16 protein-coding genes are annotated in these 15891 nt (G+C 59.2%); 11 read left to right on the top strand and 5 right to left on the bottom strand.

Annotated features, from left to right (window positions below):
- The 9 genes from Q1Y33_RS01485 to fsa form a co-directional block, all read left to right on the top strand.
- Nucleotides 1–200 (top strand): hypothetical protein (locus Q1Y33_RS01485; RefSeq protein ID WP_300797552.1); only part of this gene is annotated, 200 nt, incomplete at its 5' end.
- Nucleotides 201–375: 175 nt separating this feature from the next.
- Nucleotides 376–912, top strand: coding sequence for a PspC domain-containing protein (locus Q1Y33_RS01490; protein ID WP_300797554.1), 537 nt, complete (start codon nt 376–378; stop codon nt 910–912).
- Between the two features lie 4 nt (nt 913–916).
- Nucleotides 917–1123 (top strand): PspC domain-containing protein, encoded by a 207-nt coding sequence (locus tag Q1Y33_RS01495; RefSeq protein ID WP_300797556.1) that lies wholly within the window; start codon nt 917–919, stop codon nt 1121–1123.
- A gap of 4 nt (nt 1124–1127) precedes the next feature.
- Nucleotides 1128–1466, top strand: a complete 339-nt coding sequence (locus Q1Y33_RS01500) for a PadR family transcriptional regulator (RefSeq protein ID WP_300797558.1) — start codon at nt 1128–1130, stop codon at nt 1464–1466.
- 22 nt (nt 1467–1488) lie between these two features.
- Complete coding sequence (locus tag Q1Y33_RS01505; protein WP_300797560.1) at nt 1489–2298, top strand: head GIN domain-containing protein; 810 nt, start codon at nt 1489–1491, stop codon at nt 2296–2298.
- A gap of 12 nt (nt 2299–2310) precedes the next feature.
- Entirely contained in the window at nt 2311–3645 is a 1335-nt protein-coding gene (locus Q1Y33_RS01510; protein ID WP_300797562.1) for a PspC domain-containing protein, read from the top strand.
- Nucleotides 3646–3798: 153 nt separating this feature from the next.
- The gene (gene pfkA / locus Q1Y33_RS01515; protein WP_300797564.1) at nt 3799–4779 is read left to right on the top strand and encodes a 6-phosphofructokinase; all 981 of its coding nucleotides are present in this window, start codon (nt 3799–3801) and stop codon (nt 4777–4779) included.
- A gap of 27 nt (nt 4780–4806) precedes the next feature.
- Nucleotides 4807–5808, top strand: a complete 1002-nt coding sequence (locus Q1Y33_RS01520; protein ID WP_300797566.1) for an adenosine kinase — start codon at nt 4807–4809, stop codon at nt 5806–5808.
- A 109-nt stretch (nt 5809–5917) separates the two neighbouring features.
- Nucleotides 5918–6574, top strand: a complete 657-nt coding sequence (fsa, locus tag Q1Y33_RS01525) for a fructose-6-phosphate aldolase (protein WP_300797568.1) — start codon at nt 5918–5920, stop codon at nt 6572–6574.
- A gap of 132 nt (nt 6575–6706) precedes the next feature.
- Here fsa and Q1Y33_RS01530 read toward each other — a convergent pair whose 3' ends face one another.
- From Q1Y33_RS01530 to Q1Y33_RS01545, 4 genes are all read right to left on the bottom strand, one after another.
- Nucleotides 6707–8809, bottom strand: coding sequence for a hypothetical protein (locus Q1Y33_RS01530; RefSeq protein ID WP_300797570.1), 2103 nt, complete (start codon nt 8807–8809; stop codon nt 6707–6709).
- Between the two features lie 166 nt (nt 8810–8975).
- On the bottom strand, nt 8976–9719 hold the full coding sequence (locus tag Q1Y33_RS01535; protein WP_300797572.1) for a succinate dehydrogenase/fumarate reductase iron-sulfur subunit: 744 nt from the start codon (nt 9717–9719) through the stop codon (nt 8976–8978).
- A gap of 39 nt (nt 9720–9758) precedes the next feature.
- Complete coding sequence (locus Q1Y33_RS01540; protein WP_300797573.1) at nt 9759–11705, bottom strand: fumarate reductase/succinate dehydrogenase flavoprotein subunit; 1947 nt, start codon at nt 11703–11705, stop codon at nt 9759–9761.
- Between the two features lie 34 nt (nt 11706–11739).
- Complete coding sequence (locus Q1Y33_RS01545; RefSeq protein ID WP_300797575.1) at nt 11740–12444, bottom strand: succinate dehydrogenase cytochrome b subunit; 705 nt, start codon at nt 12442–12444, stop codon at nt 11740–11742.
- A gap of 118 nt (nt 12445–12562) precedes the next feature.
- Here Q1Y33_RS01545 and Q1Y33_RS01550 point away from each other — a divergent pair, with 118 nt between their 5' ends.
- Both Q1Y33_RS01550 and Q1Y33_RS01555 read left to right on the top strand, forming a co-directional pair.
- Nucleotides 12563–13096 (top strand): 5-formyltetrahydrofolate cyclo-ligase, encoded by a 534-nt coding sequence (locus Q1Y33_RS01550; protein ID WP_300797577.1) that lies wholly within the window; start codon nt 12563–12565, stop codon nt 13094–13096.
- Nucleotides 13097–13189: 93 nt separating this feature from the next.
- Nucleotides 13190–13984, top strand: a complete 795-nt coding sequence (locus Q1Y33_RS01555; protein ID WP_300797579.1) for a patatin-like phospholipase family protein — start codon at nt 13190–13192, stop codon at nt 13982–13984.
- A gap of 553 nt (nt 13985–14537) precedes the next feature.
- Here the strand turns inward: Q1Y33_RS01555 and Q1Y33_RS01560 are convergent.
- Nucleotides 14538–15884: a DUF5723 family protein gene (locus Q1Y33_RS01560; protein WP_300797581.1), complete on the bottom strand. Its 1347-nt coding sequence runs from the start codon at nt 15882–15884 to the stop codon at nt 14538–14540.
- Nucleotides 15885–15891 lie beyond the last annotated feature (7 nt).

Below are 15891 nucleotides of genomic sequence, written 5' to 3' on the forward strand. Positions count from 1 at the left end.
CCGCGGAAAACGACGTGCGGAGGCTTTTGGTACTTTTGGCCCCAAAAGTACAAAGGGAAAACGCTTTTCTTTTTCTCTGCTTTTCGGTGGCGAAAAGCAGCAAAAGCCACCCGACCGATTCCGATGACGGCGTCCGGTCGTCTGAAAGCGGCGTCGGGCGATTGTTCGCGGGTTTGCAAGCAAACCGTCCCCGCCGCTGACGCTTTCAGCCGCCCATCCGCTTCCCCGCCATCGGAACCAAGTCGGGAATTCCCATGTGAAAAAACAGAAAAAAATAGGTACTTTGTATTGCATAATACTAAAAAGTGTATTATATTTGCAATGTGAAAATAGTAAAACCCGCAAAATATTAACTCGGAAAACAACCTTACGACCATGAAAGAGACTGTAAACGTGAATATCGGCTCCGTGGCATTCACCCTCGACGAAGATGCCTATTTCGCCTTGCGCAGCTATTTCGACGATATCCGCAGCCGCCTGCCCGAAGGCGATGCGGAGACGATGAACGATATCGAGGCGCGCGTGGCGGAGATTTTCCGCGAACGCGTCTCCTCGCCCATGCGGGTCATCTCGCTCGACGTGGTACGGGCGGCGATGGCGCAGATGGGCCAACCCGCCGACTTCGGCGAACCCCGCGGCGGGACCCGGACGTCGGACCCCTGCGACAGCCCTTCCGCGGCGGAGCCCGAACGCCGACGGCTCTACCGCTCGCGCTCGAACCGTTCGATCGCCGGCATCTGCGGCGGTCTCGGCGAGTTCTTCGATGCCGACCCCACGATGATCCGTCTGGTGACCCTCTTCCTGATCCTCTTCGGCGGAATCTCCATCTGGCTCTACATCATCCTCTGGATCGTCATTCCCGAGGAGCCCGCCCGACGGTTCTCATTCAGCAGCAACGATAAAAAACGATAAGACCATGACAACGAACAACAATCGCCTTTACAGAACCCGGGACGGCATCGTGGCCGGCGTTTGCGGCGGCGTCGCCGAGTTTTTCGGGCTCAACGTCTCGCTCATCCGGCTGATGACCCTGATTCTGATCCTTTTCGGCGGCCTTTCGCTCTGGGTGTACATCATTCTCTGGCTGATCGTGCCCAAAGCCCCGCAACGGTTAAACGAATAGCATTATGGCTGAAGACAACGTAAAAGCGCAGATGCGCAAGGGAATCCTGGAGTACTGCATCCTCGCCATTCTCTCCCGCGAGGCATCGTATGCTCCGAAGATCATCGCCGAGCTCAAGCAGGCCGAGATGATCGTAGTCGAGGGTACGCTCTACCCGATCCTCACCCGGCAGAAGAACGCCGGGCTGCTCACCTACCGCTGGGAGGAGTCCCCGCAGGGCCCGCCCCGCAAGTACTACGCCCTGACGGACAAGGGCCGCGAATACCTGGCGACGCTCGACGCCGCCTGGGAGGAGCTCGTCGGGCAGATCCGGGTGATCCGCCACGGCAAAACCGAAGATTAACCATCAAAAAGAACCATACGTCATGAAAAAGATTTTAGCAGTCATCCTGTCGCTGGTCATCGTCTGTGCCGTGCTGGTCGGCATTGCCGGCGTCACGGCCACGAACCTCTTTGCCGCCGGGCGTCTCCGCGGCAGCGGCAACATCGCCACGAAACGGATCGAAGCGCCGGACTTCACGGCTGTCGATGCCTCGCGCGCCGTCAAGGTCGTCGTCACGGACGACCTGACGGATGCGATCGTCATCGAGGCCGACGACAACGTGATGGAAAAGGTGCTGGTCGAGAACCGCCGCGGAACACTGTTTGTCAGCATCGACAAGTCGGTGCGCCGCATCTCGGCCTTCAGCGTGACGGTGCGCGTGCCGGCCAACGGACAGATCCGCGCCCTGGATGCGTCGAGCGCCGCGAAGATCGTCTGCGAAAAGGCGCTGGGCGCCGACCGCTTTGCAATCGGCGTGTCGAGTGCCGCGGTGGTCGAAGTGGCGCTGAAAGCATCGAGTTGTTCGATCGAAGTGTCGAGTGCCGGCCGTGTCACGGCGGCCATGGAGGTCGGCAGCTGCTCGGTCGAGGCATCGAGTTCCGCAAAGGCCGAACTCTCGGGCAAGGCCGACAAGTGCAATGCGGAGGTCAGCTCCGCGGCAAAACTTGATGCCGGACGTTTCGTCGCTGCCGACTGTACGGTCGAAGCTTCGAGCGGCGCTTCGGCCGACGTGCACTGCACCGGCACGCTCCGGGCCTCGGCTTCGAGCGGTGCGCGCATCACCTATTGCGGCGGCTGCGAAGCGTTCGCGGAGCGGTCGAGCGGCGGCAGCGTACATTCCATTAACCGTTAATCCGTTACGACCATGAACGAAGTGAAGAAATGCAGCCTCTCCGGTGTGGCGTTCACGATGGACGTCGAGGCCTACGAGACCTTGTCCTCCTACCTGGAGAGCCTCAAGAATACCTACAAGGATTCGCCCGACGGCGCAGAGATTGTCGCCGACATCGAGGCCCGCATTGCGGAACTGATCCTTTCGGCGCAGGACAACCGGCAGGTCGTCGAAAAGCCGCTGATCCTGAATATTATCCGGCAGATGGGTTCGGCCGAGGACATCTGCGAGGAGAGTGCCGACGGGTCGGAGCGCCGCGAGGAGCCGCGCATTCCGCGCCGCCTCTACCGCGATACGGAGAACGCCAAACTGGGCGGCGTCTGCGCCGGCATCGGCAAGTATTTCGACATCGATCCCGTGTGGATCCGGCTGGCGATGTTCCTGCCGCTGATCCTCTCCTGCTTCGGGGCGGTGCCCTTTCTGCGCTGGACCGGCCCGATGATGGGCAACCTCTTCGGGGTCTTCGTGATCTGCTACATGATCATGTGGTTTGCCGTGCCGGCGGCCCGCACGGCGCGCCAGAAGCTCGAAATGAACGGCGAGCGCATCACCGCGCAGTCGATCGGCGAGGTCACCTCGGCCGCCGCGGGCAGCGATCCCGACGCACGGGCCAAACCCATCGTCGCCGAGGCCGTGTCGCTTTTCGGCAAGGTGGTGCTCATCCTGATGAAGATTCTCGCCGGGGCGATCGTCTTCGGACTGATTCTCTGTGCCTGCGCCCTGATTATCGGCATGTTCGCCCTGTTGATCGGCGGTCCCGAGTACGCGCACCTGGGCAAGCTCGAGGACTTCTCGCTCTGGGTGCCGATGTTGGGCATACTTATTGTACTCATTCCGGTGATGCTGCTCATCTACGTGCTCATGTGCCTGATCGCCTCGCGCAAGCCCGGAGGACGTACCGTGCTGATTATCTTCCTGCTGTGGCTGGCTTCGGTCATTGCCTGCTCGGTGATCGCCATCCGCGAGGATGTCGGCGAGAAGTTCCGCCGCAAGCGCGTGACGCTCGAACGGGTGCTGGAGAACACCGAAGTGAGTGTCAACGGCCGGCTCATGACGCTCGAGGAGCTGCTCGAGGAGTACGATGACGAGCCGGTTATCGAGGAGGGCCGCAAGATGCTGCACATCAGCGTGCCGTCGAAGTCGATCGACATCACCGTCGACAAGGGGCACGGCGGCATGACGGTCTCGGGTGCGGACTCCGTCGTGCAGGGGTCGGTGCAGATCCGTGCCGTGGAGGAGGACGGCCGCCGCACCTCCGTGCAGATCGGCGGTTCGGTCGTGACGGAGAAGGGCGATGCGTCGAGATGACGCGCTCCGACCCCGGAACGGGGGGGGGAGCGCAGGATTTTCAAAATAAAAAGTTTCCGGATGCGGGCGGGCCGAAAGGTGCCGCCTGCGTTCTTTGAAATAAGCAAATAAATTACTACCTTTGGGCGGTTTTGTTATTTTAATGATGAGAGTATGGCCGAAATCAAATGCATAGGCATCCTGACCTCGGGCGGTGACGCCCCGGGCATGAATGCGGCGATTCGTGCGGTGACCCGCAGCGCCATTTACAACGGCTTTGCCGTGAAGGGAATCATGCGAGGGTACAAGGGACTGGTCTTCAATGAGATCGTGGAATTCAAGTCCCAGAGCGTGAGCAACATCATCCAGTTGGGAGGAACCATTCTCAAGACGGCGCGCTGCAAGGAGTTCGCCACACCCGAGGGCCGCAGGACGGCCTACGAGAACATGGTTGCCGCAGGGATCGACGCGCTGGTGGTGATCGGCGGCGACGGTTCGCTCACGGGAGCCGGGATTTTCGCCGCGGAGTACAACGTGCCGATCGTGGGACTGCCCGGTACGATCGACAACGACCTGGGCGGCACGGATTCGACGATCGGATACGACACGGCGCTCAACACGATCATGGAGGCGGTCGACAAACTGCGCGATACGGCCTCGAGCCACGAGCGGCTCTTCTTCGTCGAGGTGATGGGCCACACGGCCGGCTACCTGGCGCTCAACAGCGCCATGGCCACGGGTTCCGAGGCGGCGATCATCCCGGAGATGGAGACCGAGGTCGACCAGCTGGCCGAACTCATCAACCACGGCTTCCGCAAGAGCAAGAACTCGGCGATCGTCATCGTGGCCGAGAACCCCAAGACGGGCGGTGCCGCGGCGCTGGCCGAGCGTGTGAAAAAGGAGTTCCCGCAGTACGACGCGCGCGTCACGATCCTGGGCCACATCCAGCGCGGCGGTTCGCCGACGGCTACGGACCGTATCCTCGCCTCGCGCATGGGCGAGGCGGCCATCGAGGCGATCCTCGACGGGCAGCGCAACGTGATGATCGGCATCGAGAACGGCAAGATCGTCTACGTGCCCTTTGCCAAGGCCGTGCGCCACAACAAGGGGATCAACCGCAACGATCTGGAACTGGTGAAGATTCTTTCGATATAATACCCTAAACAACCCGGACTTTAGCGAATGAAACGCGTAATAGGCATCGGCAATGCCCTGACCGACATGCTGGTCAACTTGAAAACCGACTCCGTGTTGAGCCGGTTCAAACTGGCCAAAGGCTCGATGAGTCTCGTGGATACGAAATTGCAGACCGAGATTTCGAAATCCGTGGCCGGCCTTCCCTATTCGTTGTCGCTCGGCGGCTCGGCGGGAAACACCATCCGGGCCATGGCGCGGTTGGGATGCAGCGTCGGGTTCATCGGCAAGGTCGGACCGGATACCACGGGCGACTTCTTCATTCAGGCGCTTGAGAATCTGGGTGTCGAGCCGGTGATATTCCGCGGTACGGAGCGTTCGGGCAAGTGCGTGTCGCTCATCTCGCCCGACGGCGAGCGCACGATGGTCACGCACCTCGGTGCGGCGCTGGAGCTCGTGGCCGAGGAGATCGACCCCGCAATTTTCGAGGGGTACGACTGCCTCTATGTCGAGGGCTATCTGGTGCAGAACCACGACCTGATACTCAAGGCCGCGCGCACGGCCAAGCAGTGCGGACTGAAGGTGGCCATCGACCTGGCGAGCTTCAACATCGTGGCCGAGAACCTCGAGTTCCTCCGCTCGCTGGTGCGCGAATGCGTCGACATCCTCTTCGCCAACGAGGACGAGGCCAAGACCTTCACGTGCGAGGCCGAGCCGCTCAACGCCCTGCAGGCCATCTCGGAGATGGTCGAACTGGCCGTCGTGAAGATCGGCATCAAGGGGGCGCTCATCAAGCAGGGCAACGAGGTGGTGCACGTGGGCATCATGGCGGCCGCCAGGCGCGTCGATACGACGGGTGCGGGCGATTTCTACGCCGCAGGATTCATGGCGGGCCTCTGCGAGGGACTGACGCTGCGGCAGTGCGGCACGATCGGCGCCATCACGGCGGGCAAGGTGATCGAGGTTGTCGGCACGACCTTCGGCGAGGAGGCGTGGTCGGATATCTTCCGGCTGGTCAACAAGGTCCGCAACGAGAAATACCTCTTCTGACCGCCGCGCCGGGGCGGCCCGGCGTCATCGGCAAATTATTTGTGCGGCTCCGCATTGCGGGGTCGCACTTTTTTTCGTAACTTTCCGTAACCAAACCTGACTTACTGCCATGAAATTCTTTCTGGACACGGCGAATCTCGCCCAGATTCGCGAAGCGTGTGAAATGGGCGTGCTCGATGGCGTGACGACCAATCCCTCGCTCATGGCGAAGGAGAACATCCGCGGCGAAGAGGCCTGCCGCCGCCATTATGTCGAAATCTGCAACCTGGTCGAAGGGGACGTGAGCGCCGAGGTGATCGCGACGGACTTCGACGGCATGGTCCGCGAGGGCACCGAACTGGCGGCGCTCCATCCGCAGATCGTCGTCAAGCTCCCCTGCACGGCCGACGGAATCCGGGCCGTGAAGTACTTTGCCCAGCGGGGCGTTAGGACCAACTGCACGCTGGTCTTCTCCGTCGGGCAGGCGCTGCTCGCGGCCAAGGCCGGGGCGACCTACGTCTCGCCCTTCGTCGGACGCCTGGACGACATTTCGGAGGACGGCATCGGACTGGTGGCCCACATCGTGCGGGTCTACCGCACCTACGGCTTCCGCACGCAGGTGCTCGCCGCGTCGATCCGCCATACGCACCACATCATCCAGTGCCTCGATGCCGGGGCGGATGTTGCCACCTGCCCGCTCTCGGCAATCAAGGGGCTGCTCAAACACCCGCTTACCGACAGCGGACTGGCGCAGTTCCTTGCCGACCATGCCCGCGTGAACGGGTAGCGCCCGGAGCGGAAGGCGCGTGTAGCGGAACCGTAGAGGGCGGAACTTGATAGAGCTATTTTTTATTGCAGAAAACTGGGGAACCATTATGGCTCCCCGGTTTTTGACTGGTTCTGCAAATTGTTTTTCTCCTTATTTGCCGCTAATCTTTTGCTGGCACTCTTTTACCTTTCTGAGGCACCGTTCTTTGCTATCTGCATCGGAAAAGTATTGGCGGGCATTTTTGAATTGATGGAGAGCCGCATTGTACCGCCCGGCATTTTTATATGCTATGCCTATATTGTAGTAACAGACAGCTTTGATGGACTCGTTTCCTCTTGCACATCGCATAAAGTCATTTGCTGCGTCATTCGCCCTTCCTAACACGATATATGCGAGTCCTCTGTAAAAATAGGCTTCATTGCCGTCAGATGGGTCGCATGTGATGGATTTACGGCAGAGTTCAGCCAAATGTTCCGCCTCTCTGCGGTATGCCTTGAAATAATCGGTCATATTTTCGCTATCCTCCACCTCAAAGTCGAGATTGTTCAGATAATACGCCTTTGCTCTGACATAGTAGAGAAAGGCATCTCCTTCCGGCAGGTTGGAGAGTGCCTCGGCTGCGAATTTGTCTGCCTCGTTCCAATCGTTGCTTGTTATGTATGGCATAATCTGCCTTTTATATTCTGCGGCCATACGATGAGCCTTTGCACGTTGTTCTTCGGCAGCAACATGTTCTTTGGCGGCGATATCTCTTTTGTAATCCCGTATTGACTGAAGCAGGTTTCTGTTAGCCTCTCCGTCGATCTGTTTGGGCTCTGCAGCTCCTGTAAACACCCAACAGTCTATCATATAGTCTGCTATAGCATTTCCGTCGTAGAAAGTCAGATTTGATGATTTGAAGGCTCCCCGGCTATTGAGGTTCTCCAGTTTTGTATGCGAAAAATTGAATTCTGTCAAATTATTGAAGTCTAATCTTACATCTTTAATTGCTGGGCAGCATGAGATATCGAGGCTCGTCAATTTGTTATTTGAACAGTCTAATTCTACCAGCTTGGTAGTTTGGGACAGGTCTAAAGATGTAATGGCATTCCACTTGCATTTTAATTTCTCCAAATCGGGAAGAGCGGAGACGTCGAGTTCCGGTAATTTGTTATTTGAACACTCCAACTCTTTCAGCCTGGGATTCCTGGATAAATCCAAAGATACAAGTTTGTTCCCATCACACACCAGCTTCTCCAAATCGGGAAGAGCGGAGACGTCGAGTTCCGGTAATTTGTTATTTGAACACTCCAACTCTTTCAGCCTGGGATTCCTGGATAAATCCAAAGATACAAGTTCGTTCCCTTTGCACACCAACTTCTCCAAATCGGGAAGAACGGACACATCGAGTCTCGTCAGTCCGTTGTATGAACAGTCCAGATCTTTCAGTTTGGAGTTTTTGGATAAATCCAAAGGCGTTTCCACACCTCTAATGGAAAGTCGTGTTAGATTCGGGAAATCGGCAAGATTTCCCGGAAACTTCGTTTTGCCCCAATACGCTAATTCGGTCAACTTCAGACTGGCCGGAAGATTTAGAGATGAAAGGTTTTTGCAGGAAATGGAAACCTTTTTCAAATTCACTAAATGGGAGAGATCTATCTTGGTAATGAAATTATCGCTGATAACCAGTGTCTCCAAATTTGTGGTGCGTGCGGAAAAATCAAGTTGAGTAAGACCGCTATGCCCTTCTCCTTTCCAATCATCGTTGTACAGATATGCTTCTTTTAACTCCGGGTTGTCCAGAATTAAAGATTTGAGTTTTGTCCCGGTGTAGATAAACCTTTCTAATGTTGGAACAACGGAAAGGTCGAGCTGGGTTAACAGCTCCGAATTATCGATAGCAAGCTGTTTAAGCTTACCGTTCTGTGAGAGATATGATAAGTCTGTAAGTTTGATTTCATTGCTCGTAAGCATTAAAGTTTCAAGATTCTGAAAATAACTTATCCCCTGCAGAGAAGTAATTTCCGGTTTTGTCTTGTCTTCATTTATGACTAACGGATTAAGACGCATTTCAGTAACAGCATCAGCTTCAGTCTGGTCTATGGTTCCGTTATGGTCTGTGTCAAAATTGATCAATACATATTCCCGGAACCTGTTGTCCGGTATTGTTCCGCCATCCCAAAAAACTCTGTTGCTTTTATCGCTATGCTGACCGGTTGCCGTAAATGGCAGAATTAGAGTGAAGGCAAGCACTCCCAAAATCAAGCTTCTCATAATTTAAGTTTTTGGTGTGAAACAAATATAATGATTTTTTGATTAAACAAAAATATGGAGGATACAATAAACTGAACGAGAACGTATTCATCACTCCTGTCCGTATACATGAAGAGAGCCTGCACCGCTATGGTGCAGGCTCTCTTTTTCGGATGTATCGTGCGGATTAGTCCTCGAACTTCGCCGAGAGGAATTCGCGGTTCAGGCGGGCAATGTGGGCGATCGAAATCTGCTTCGGGCACTCGGCCTGGCAGGCACCCGTGTTGGTGCAGTTGCCGAATCCCAGCTCGTCCATCTTGGCGACCATCGCCTTGGCGCGGCGGGCACCCTCGACGCGGCCCTGCGGCAGCTTGGCCAGCGACGACACGCGCGCTGCGACGAAGAGCATGGCCGAACCGTTCTTGCAGGTGGCGGCGCAGGCTCCGCAGCCGATGCAGGCGGCGGCATCCATCGACTCGTCGGCGTCGGCCTTCGGAATCGGAATGGCGTTGGCGTCGGGTACCGAGTTGGTGCGCACCGAGATGAAGCCTCCGGCCTGGAGAATCTGGTCGTAGGCCGAGCGATTCACCACGAGGTCCTTGATGACGGGGAAGGCTGCCGAACGCCACGGCTCGATGGTGATCGTGGCGCCGTCCTTGAACTTGCGCATGTAGATCTGGCACGTCGTGGCGCCCTGGCCGGGGCCGTGGGCATGTCCGTCGATGTGCAGCGAGCACATGCCGCAGATACCCTCGCGGCAGTCGTGGTCGAAGGCCACGGGCTCCTTGCCCTCATGGATGAGGTTGTTGTTCAGGATGTCGAGCATCTCGAGGAACGAGGTGTCGGCCGAGATGTTTTCGACCTTGTAGGTCTCGAAAGCACCCTTGGTTTTGGCGTCTTTCTGACGCCATATCTTCAATGTGAAATTCATAATTCCAAATTTGTTGTCAATGTTGAACGTCAGAAAAACTTAATCCTTGTAGTTGCGCTGTGCCGGGTGTACGAACTCGAAGTTCAGCGGCTCCTTGGTCAGCTCCGGTGCCTGGTCCATGCCCTTGTACTCCCAGACGGCGGCGTATACGAAGTTTTCGTCGTCACGCTTGGCCTCGCCCTCTTCGGTCTGGTGCTCCGAGCGGAAGTGACCGCCGCACGACTCCTCGCGGTTGAGGGCGTCGCGGGCCATCAGCTCGCCCAGCTCGAGGAAGTCGGCCAGACGGATCGCCTTTTCGAGCTCGACGTTGAAGTCGTTTTCGCGGCCGACGACCTTCACGTCCTTCCAGAACTCCTTGCGCAGGGCCTGAATCTCGGTGATGGCCTTCTCGAGGGACTCCTTCGTGCGGGCCATGCCGACGTTCTCCCACATGATGTGGCCGAGCTTCTTGTGGATGTCGTCCACGGACTGCTTGCCCTTGATGGCGAAGAGCTTGGCGATCTTCTCGCGCACGCCCTTCTCGGCCTCGTCGAAGGCCTTGGTGTCGGTCTTCACCTTCGGAGCCTGGATCTTGTGCGAGAGGTAGTCGCCGATCGTGTAGGGCAGGACGAAGTAACCGTCGGCCAGACCCTGCATCAGGGCCGAGGCGCCCAGACGGTTGGCGCCGTGATCCGAGAAGTTGGCCTCGCCGATGGCGTACAGACCCGGGATCGTGGTCATCAGGTTGTAGTCGACCCACAGGCCGCCCATCGTGTAGTGCACGGCCGGGAAGATCTGCATCGGCTGCTCGTAGGGGCTCACGTCGGTGATTTCCTCGTACATGTCGAAGAGGTTGCCGTAGCGCTGCTTGATGATGTCCTTGCCCAGACGCTCAATGGCGGTCTTGAAGTCGAGGAAGACGGCCAGACCCGTCTCGTTCACGCCGTAGCCGGCGTCGCAGCGCTCCTTGGCGGCACGCGAGGCGACGTCACGCGGCACGAGGTTTCCGAAGGCCGGGTAGCGGCGCTCCAGGTAGTAGTCGCGGTCCTCCTCGGCGATGTCCGAAGGCTTCTTGGCGCCCGAGCGGATGGCCTTCACGTCCTCGAGTTTCTTGGGAACCCAGATGCGGCCGTCGTTGCGCAGCGACTCCGACATGAGGGTCAGCTTCGACTGCTGGTCGCCGTGTACGGGGATACACGTCGGGTGAATCTGCGTGAAGCAGGGGTTGGCGAAGCCGGCACCCTTGCGGTAGCACTGGAATGCGGCCGAGCCGTTCGATGCCATGGCGTTCGTCGAGAGGAAGAAGACGTTGCCGTAGCCGCCCGTGGCCAGCACGACGGCATGGGCGCCGTGGCGCTCGATCTCACCCGTGACGAGGTTGCGCGCGATGATGCCGCGTGCCTCGCCGTCCTCGATGACGATGTCGAGCATCTCGTGGCGCGGGTAGCTCTTGACCGAGCCGGCGGCGATCTCCTTGTTCAGTGCGGCGTAGGCACCCAGCAGGAGCTGCTGTCCCGTCTGGCCGCGGGCATAGAAGGTACGCGATACCTGCGCGCCGCCGAACGAACGGTTGGCCAGCAGGCCGCCGTACTCGCGGGCGAAGGGTACGCCCTGGGCCACGCACTGGTCGATGATGAGGTTCGAGACCTCGGCCAGACGGTAGACGTTGGCCTCGCGGGCGCGGTAGTCGCCGCCCTTGATCGTGTCGTAGAAGAGACGGTATACGGAGTCGTTGTCGTTCTGGTAGTTCTTCGCGGCGTTGATACCGCCCTGCGCGGCGATCGAGTGGGCGCGGCGGGGCGAATCCTGGATGCAGAAGACCTTGACGTTGTAGCCCAGCTCGCCCAGCGAAGCGGCTGCGGAGGCGCCGCCCAGACCGGTTCCGACGACGATGATGTCGAGTTTGCGCTTGTTGGCGGGGCTTACGACCTTGATAGCTGCCTTGTGGTTGCTCCATTTCTCTGCGAGAGCGCCGGCAGGAATTTTAGCATCTAATTTGAAAGCCATATCGTTTGTGTGTTTATCGTTCTACAATGATGGATTAGCAGGCGCCTGCGCAGCAGGGGCATACGCTCTTGATGAAATAGACCACCACGACGGCGGCGAAGCCCAGGAAGACGATCGTGGCCACGACGTTCGCGATGCACTTCAGGCGGGGATACCACGTGTCGTTGGCCCAGCCCACGGTCTGGAACATCGACCACACGCCGTGCGTGAGGTGGAACCACAGGGCGGCGAACCACACGAGGTAGAGGACGACGTAGTACCACTGCGAGAAGGTGTAGGCGATCAGTGCGGCGCCGTCCGTGGGGCCGTAGCCCAGCGAGTTGGTGTGGCTGCCCAGAATCTCCACGAGCTGCATCTTCGCCCAGAAGTTGTAGAGGTGCAGACCCATGCCGAGCAGGATGATGACGCCCAGCACGAGCATGTTCTTCGAGGCCCAGGCCACGCCCGGCTCCTGCACGGTGACGGCATAGCGCTGCGTGCCGCGTGCGCGGTAGTTGTTCAGCGTGAGGACGAGGGCGTAGATGAAGTGGATCAGCACGCCGAGGGCCAGGACGACCGTACCGGCCAGTGCATACCAGTTTGCCCCCAGGAATGCGCAGACCGCGTTATACGCCTCGGGCGAGATGATCGCAGTCACGTTCATGGCCATGTGGAAGAGGATAAAGAGCACGAGGAAGCAGCCCGTCACGCTCATCACTAACTTCTTGCCAAGAGAGGAATTGGATAGAAAACAGCTCATAGTGGATTAAATTTGTTTATATTTGTTAAAGATTTGTGTTCATCGTTGCAAAGATAGCCATTGTTTGCGGAATAACAATAGCGGAGGCGGGAAATTTGCGCCCCGAAAGAGTGGTTTTATGGAGAAAAAGGAGCTGCGCCGGGAGATGAAACGGCGGAACCGGGCCATGACGCCCGAAGGGCGCGCCGCGGCGGCCCGGCGGATCTTCCGCCGCATCGGGGCCCTGCCCGCATTCGGTGCCGCGCGCTGCGTGGCATTGTTCTGTTCGCTGCCCGACGAACCGCCGACCGAAGAGGTGCTGGCGCGCTGGCGCATGCAGAAGCGGATCGTCGTGCCGCGCGTCGCGGGCGAGGAGATGGACTTCTTCGAATACGACCCCGCGACGCTCGTTGCGGGGGCTTTCGGCATCGCCGAGCCCGGACCGGAGGCCGTGCCGTGCGACCCGTCGGAAATAGACCTCATCGTGGTGCCCGGCGTGGCCTTCACGGCGGCCGGAGAGCGCATGGGCCGCGGGCGCGGCTATTACGACCGCTACCTCTCGCGCGAGGGCATGCACGCCGTGAAGGTCGGCGTCTGCTTCGCCCACCAGCTGGTCGGGGAGCTGCCCGTCGAGCCGCACGACGTGCGGATGGATGCGGTCTGTACGGATTGAGATGCGCGGTTCGCACTTCCGGCACGGAGTATGCAGCAGCGATCGGTCTGCGGATGAACCGCGGAAGCGTGGATATTAACCTGAAAACAGAATATGGAGCGAAAGAGAGCGGCGCTGGTATTGTCCGGCGGAGGAGCAAGAGGGGTGGCGCACATCGGCGCCATCGAGGAGCTGGAGAGCCGGGGGTTCGAGATCACGGCCGTTGCGGGGACCTCGATGGGGGCGCTCGTCGGCGGCATGTACGCCGCGGGACATCTGGAATCCTTCAAGGAGTGGTTCTGTTCGCTGGACCGTTACAAGGTCTTCTCGCTGATGGATTTTTCGTTCAGTTCGGAGGGCTTCGTCAAGGGAGACCGGGTTATCCGGACCCTGGAGGAGTTGGTTCCCGACGTGCGCATCGAGCAGATGCCGCTGCCGTTCGCCGCCGTGGCGGCCGATCTGCTGACGGGACGCGAGGTGGTACTCGACCGCGGCGGGCTCTACGACGCCATCCGGGCCTCGATCTCCATCCCGTCGGTCTTCCGCCCGGTGCGCCGCGACGGCATGGTGCTCATCGACGGCGGAACGGTCAATCCGCTGCCGCTCAACCGGGTGCGGCGCACGGAGGGCGATCTGCTGGTTGCGGTCGACGTCTGCGCCCCCTTTGCCGCCGACCCCGCACCGCGTGCCGGGGCGTCGCTGAACTATTACAAGCTCCTCACGGCCTCGTCGCAGATCATGCAGCAGCACATCGCGCAGCTCATGTGCCGCCTGACGCCGCCCGACCTGCTTGTCGGGCTGCCCGCCGACAGCTACGGCATGTTCGAGTTTTACCGCGCCGCGGAACTCATCGAGGCGGGGCGCAGGGCGACGCGTGCGGTGCTGGACCGTTTTTCCACCGGCCGTTGAGGCACGGTTTTTGTCCCGGGAGAAGGCGTAAAAAAGATGCGACGGCCCTTATATTGAAGAATTCAAGTAGTGACGCAACTTCACAGAGATTCCAGAAGGGGCCGTCGCAAATCGTTTGATCGGAATGCGGTAGTTTCCGTCTGCACCCTGCACCGGAAAGCCGTCGGAATCGTTTTGCCGGTACGATTCCGGTATCTTCACGAGGGCAAAGATAGTGAAAGTTCCTTGATTGACAACGCATCTGCGTGCATAAATCGGGACTGTCCGGATGTGTCATGAATGCGTCTGAATGCGCTGCTGACGCAACTGTCGGCGCGGGCGGCTTTCCGGACGGTGCCGGAGGCGCGGCGGCGCAGCCTTCATGCGGCACCCTTTCTACATGATTGCCGGGAGTCCTCCTTGCGGAGACTCCCGGCAATGCCGTTTTTCGGATGGCCCTCGTATCCGGAACGTGTTCCGGGCGCCGTCCCTGTGCCCGGATGCTTTTCCGCATCTTCGTCCAGGACCGGGCGGCCGGTCCTGCCGTTCGGCGACACCGGCCCGCATCAGCCCCTTATCGGATGCCGTTCCGGCCGATGGGAATGCCCAGTCCGAGCGAGAGGTGTACGGAGCTCTTCTTGATCGGAACCCACTGCGGCGTGTGCTTCACCGTCAGCAGATCGGTCGCAATGAAGAAGTTGATCCAGCTGGGACTCACGTTCATGGCCAGACCGACGGAGCCGCCCCGGTTGTCGATGACCGTGTAGCTTCCCGTCAGCGTGAACCACCTAACGGGCTGGAAATTCACCGATCCGGTCAGGTTGTGCCGCGTCTTGAACTCCCAGAAACGGGCCGTATAGAGCAGTCCGAATCCGATTTTGTCGCGCCATACCTTGTACTGGACACCGGCGTTGAGCGAGGCGTTGAGGCTCTTGGTCGTACCCTGCGCCCCGGCCGGCGTGAACTCCAGCAGGTTCATGTCGAAGTCGGGCTGTTCGAGCGTCTCGCCGTTCTCGATCTGCACGCCCGTGAACTCCATGCTCTTGACCGAACGTCCGATGCTGTTGTACTTCTTGTTCCAGGAGATGAATCCCAGGTCGGTGACCGCCAGCGAAACCTGCAGGTTGTGCAGGATGTCGTAGGTGGCGCCCAGGTCGACGGCAAATCCGTATCCGGCCGGTTTGTAGGGTTTGGGCGAGAGGTCTTCGAGCGTGTAGGTGCCCGTGTCGCCGCAGTCGATGTCGTCGGTCGCCGCGCCGTTGGCCGTGATGTCGAGCGAGCCCGAGGCGTCAACGCTCCAGCGGTTCTCGTCGAGCGTGATGTCCAGCCGGTCGTAGTTCAACCGGGCGCGGGCCATGCCGATGAGGAACTTGGCGCGGGCGCCGATGTAGAGCTTGTTGTGAATCAGCGGGAACGAGTAGGAGAATCCCGTTTCGAGATAGGCGTCGGTCGAGAGGCCGATGTTGCGCACGACCCCTTCGCGTCCCGTCTTGAGGAACTCGAAGAGCGAATAGGGCATGTCGACGTCGCTTGCCGTGCGGAGGTTCAGGTCGAAGGACCAGAAGCTCCGGCGGTTCTTCGTATAGGCGCCGAAGCCCAGGATGTTGATGCGGGTCTCCAGCCCGAGGTAGTTTTCGGCCTTCAGCCCCCCGAGGGCGTCGGCTGCCGAAACGGAGCTGTCGAGCAGCGTCACGAGCTTCCCGTTGCGGGAGAAGAGAATGTCGTTGAGGGCGATGTTGCCGTTCGTCGCGACGTTGATGCCGCCCAGTCCCGGAATGTTGAGGTAGCCGCGCTGGGGTGCGAGGGCCGGGTTGAGCTGGCTGCGGAGGGTCGAACCCTCCATGAAGTAGGCTGTGCTGCTTTGTGCCGACACTCCGGCCGCGATCATCAGTGACAGGAGCAGTGCGAATGTCTTTTTCATGGTCGGA

Source organism: uncultured Alistipes sp. (assembly GCF_949296715.1).
Taxonomy (GTDB): Bacteria; Bacteroidota; Bacteroidia; order Bacteroidales; family Rikenellaceae; genus Alistipes.

What these genes read in the sequence shown, in the direction of transcription:
- Q1Y33_RS01535 (WP_300797572.1), bottom strand. Translation starts at nt 9,719, where the DNA reads ATGAATTTCACATTGAAGATATGGCGTCAGAAAGACGCCAAAACCAAG.
- Q1Y33_RS01545 (WP_300797575.1), bottom strand. Translation starts at nt 12,444, where the DNA reads ATGAGCTGTTTTCTATCCAATTCCTCTCTTGGCAAGAAGTTAGTGATG.
- Q1Y33_RS01555 (WP_300797579.1), top strand. Translation starts at nt 13,190, where the DNA reads ATGGAGCGAAAGAGAGCGGCGCTGGTATTGTCCGGCGGAGGAGCAAGA.
- pfkA (WP_300797564.1), top strand. Translation starts at nt 3,799, where the DNA reads ATGGCCGAAATCAAATGCATAGGCATCCTGACCTCGGGCGGTGACGCC.
- Q1Y33_RS01530 (WP_300797570.1), bottom strand. Translation starts at nt 8,809, where the DNA reads ATGAGAAGCTTGATTTTGGGAGTGCTTGCCTTCACTCTAATTCTGCCA.
- Q1Y33_RS01520 (WP_300797566.1), top strand. Translation starts at nt 4,807, where the DNA reads ATGAAACGCGTAATAGGCATCGGCAATGCCCTGACCGACATGCTGGTC.
- Q1Y33_RS01510 (WP_300797562.1), top strand. Translation starts at nt 2,311, where the DNA reads ATGAACGAAGTGAAGAAATGCAGCCTCTCCGGTGTGGCGTTCACGATG.
- Q1Y33_RS01490 (WP_300797554.1), top strand. Translation starts at nt 376, where the DNA reads ATGAAAGAGACTGTAAACGTGAATATCGGCTCCGTGGCATTCACCCTC.
- Q1Y33_RS01560 (WP_300797581.1), bottom strand. Translation starts at nt 15,884, where the DNA reads ATGAAAAAGACATTCGCACTGCTCCTGTCACTGATGATCGCGGCCGGA.
- Q1Y33_RS01540 (WP_300797573.1), bottom strand. Translation starts at nt 11,705, where the DNA reads ATGGCTTTCAAATTAGATGCTAAAATTCCTGCCGGCGCTCTCGCAGAG.
- Q1Y33_RS01550 (WP_300797577.1), top strand. Translation starts at nt 12,563, where the DNA reads ATGGAGAAAAAGGAGCTGCGCCGGGAGATGAAACGGCGGAACCGGGCC.
- Q1Y33_RS01500 (WP_300797558.1), top strand. Translation starts at nt 1,128, where the DNA reads ATGGCTGAAGACAACGTAAAAGCGCAGATGCGCAAGGGAATCCTGGAG.
- fsa (WP_300797568.1), top strand. Translation starts at nt 5,918, where the DNA reads ATGAAATTCTTTCTGGACACGGCGAATCTCGCCCAGATTCGCGAAGCG.
- Q1Y33_RS01505 (WP_300797560.1), top strand. Translation starts at nt 1,489, where the DNA reads ATGAAAAAGATTTTAGCAGTCATCCTGTCGCTGGTCATCGTCTGTGCC.
- Q1Y33_RS01495 (WP_300797556.1), top strand. Translation starts at nt 917, where the DNA reads ATGACAACGAACAACAATCGCCTTTACAGAACCCGGGACGGCATCGTG.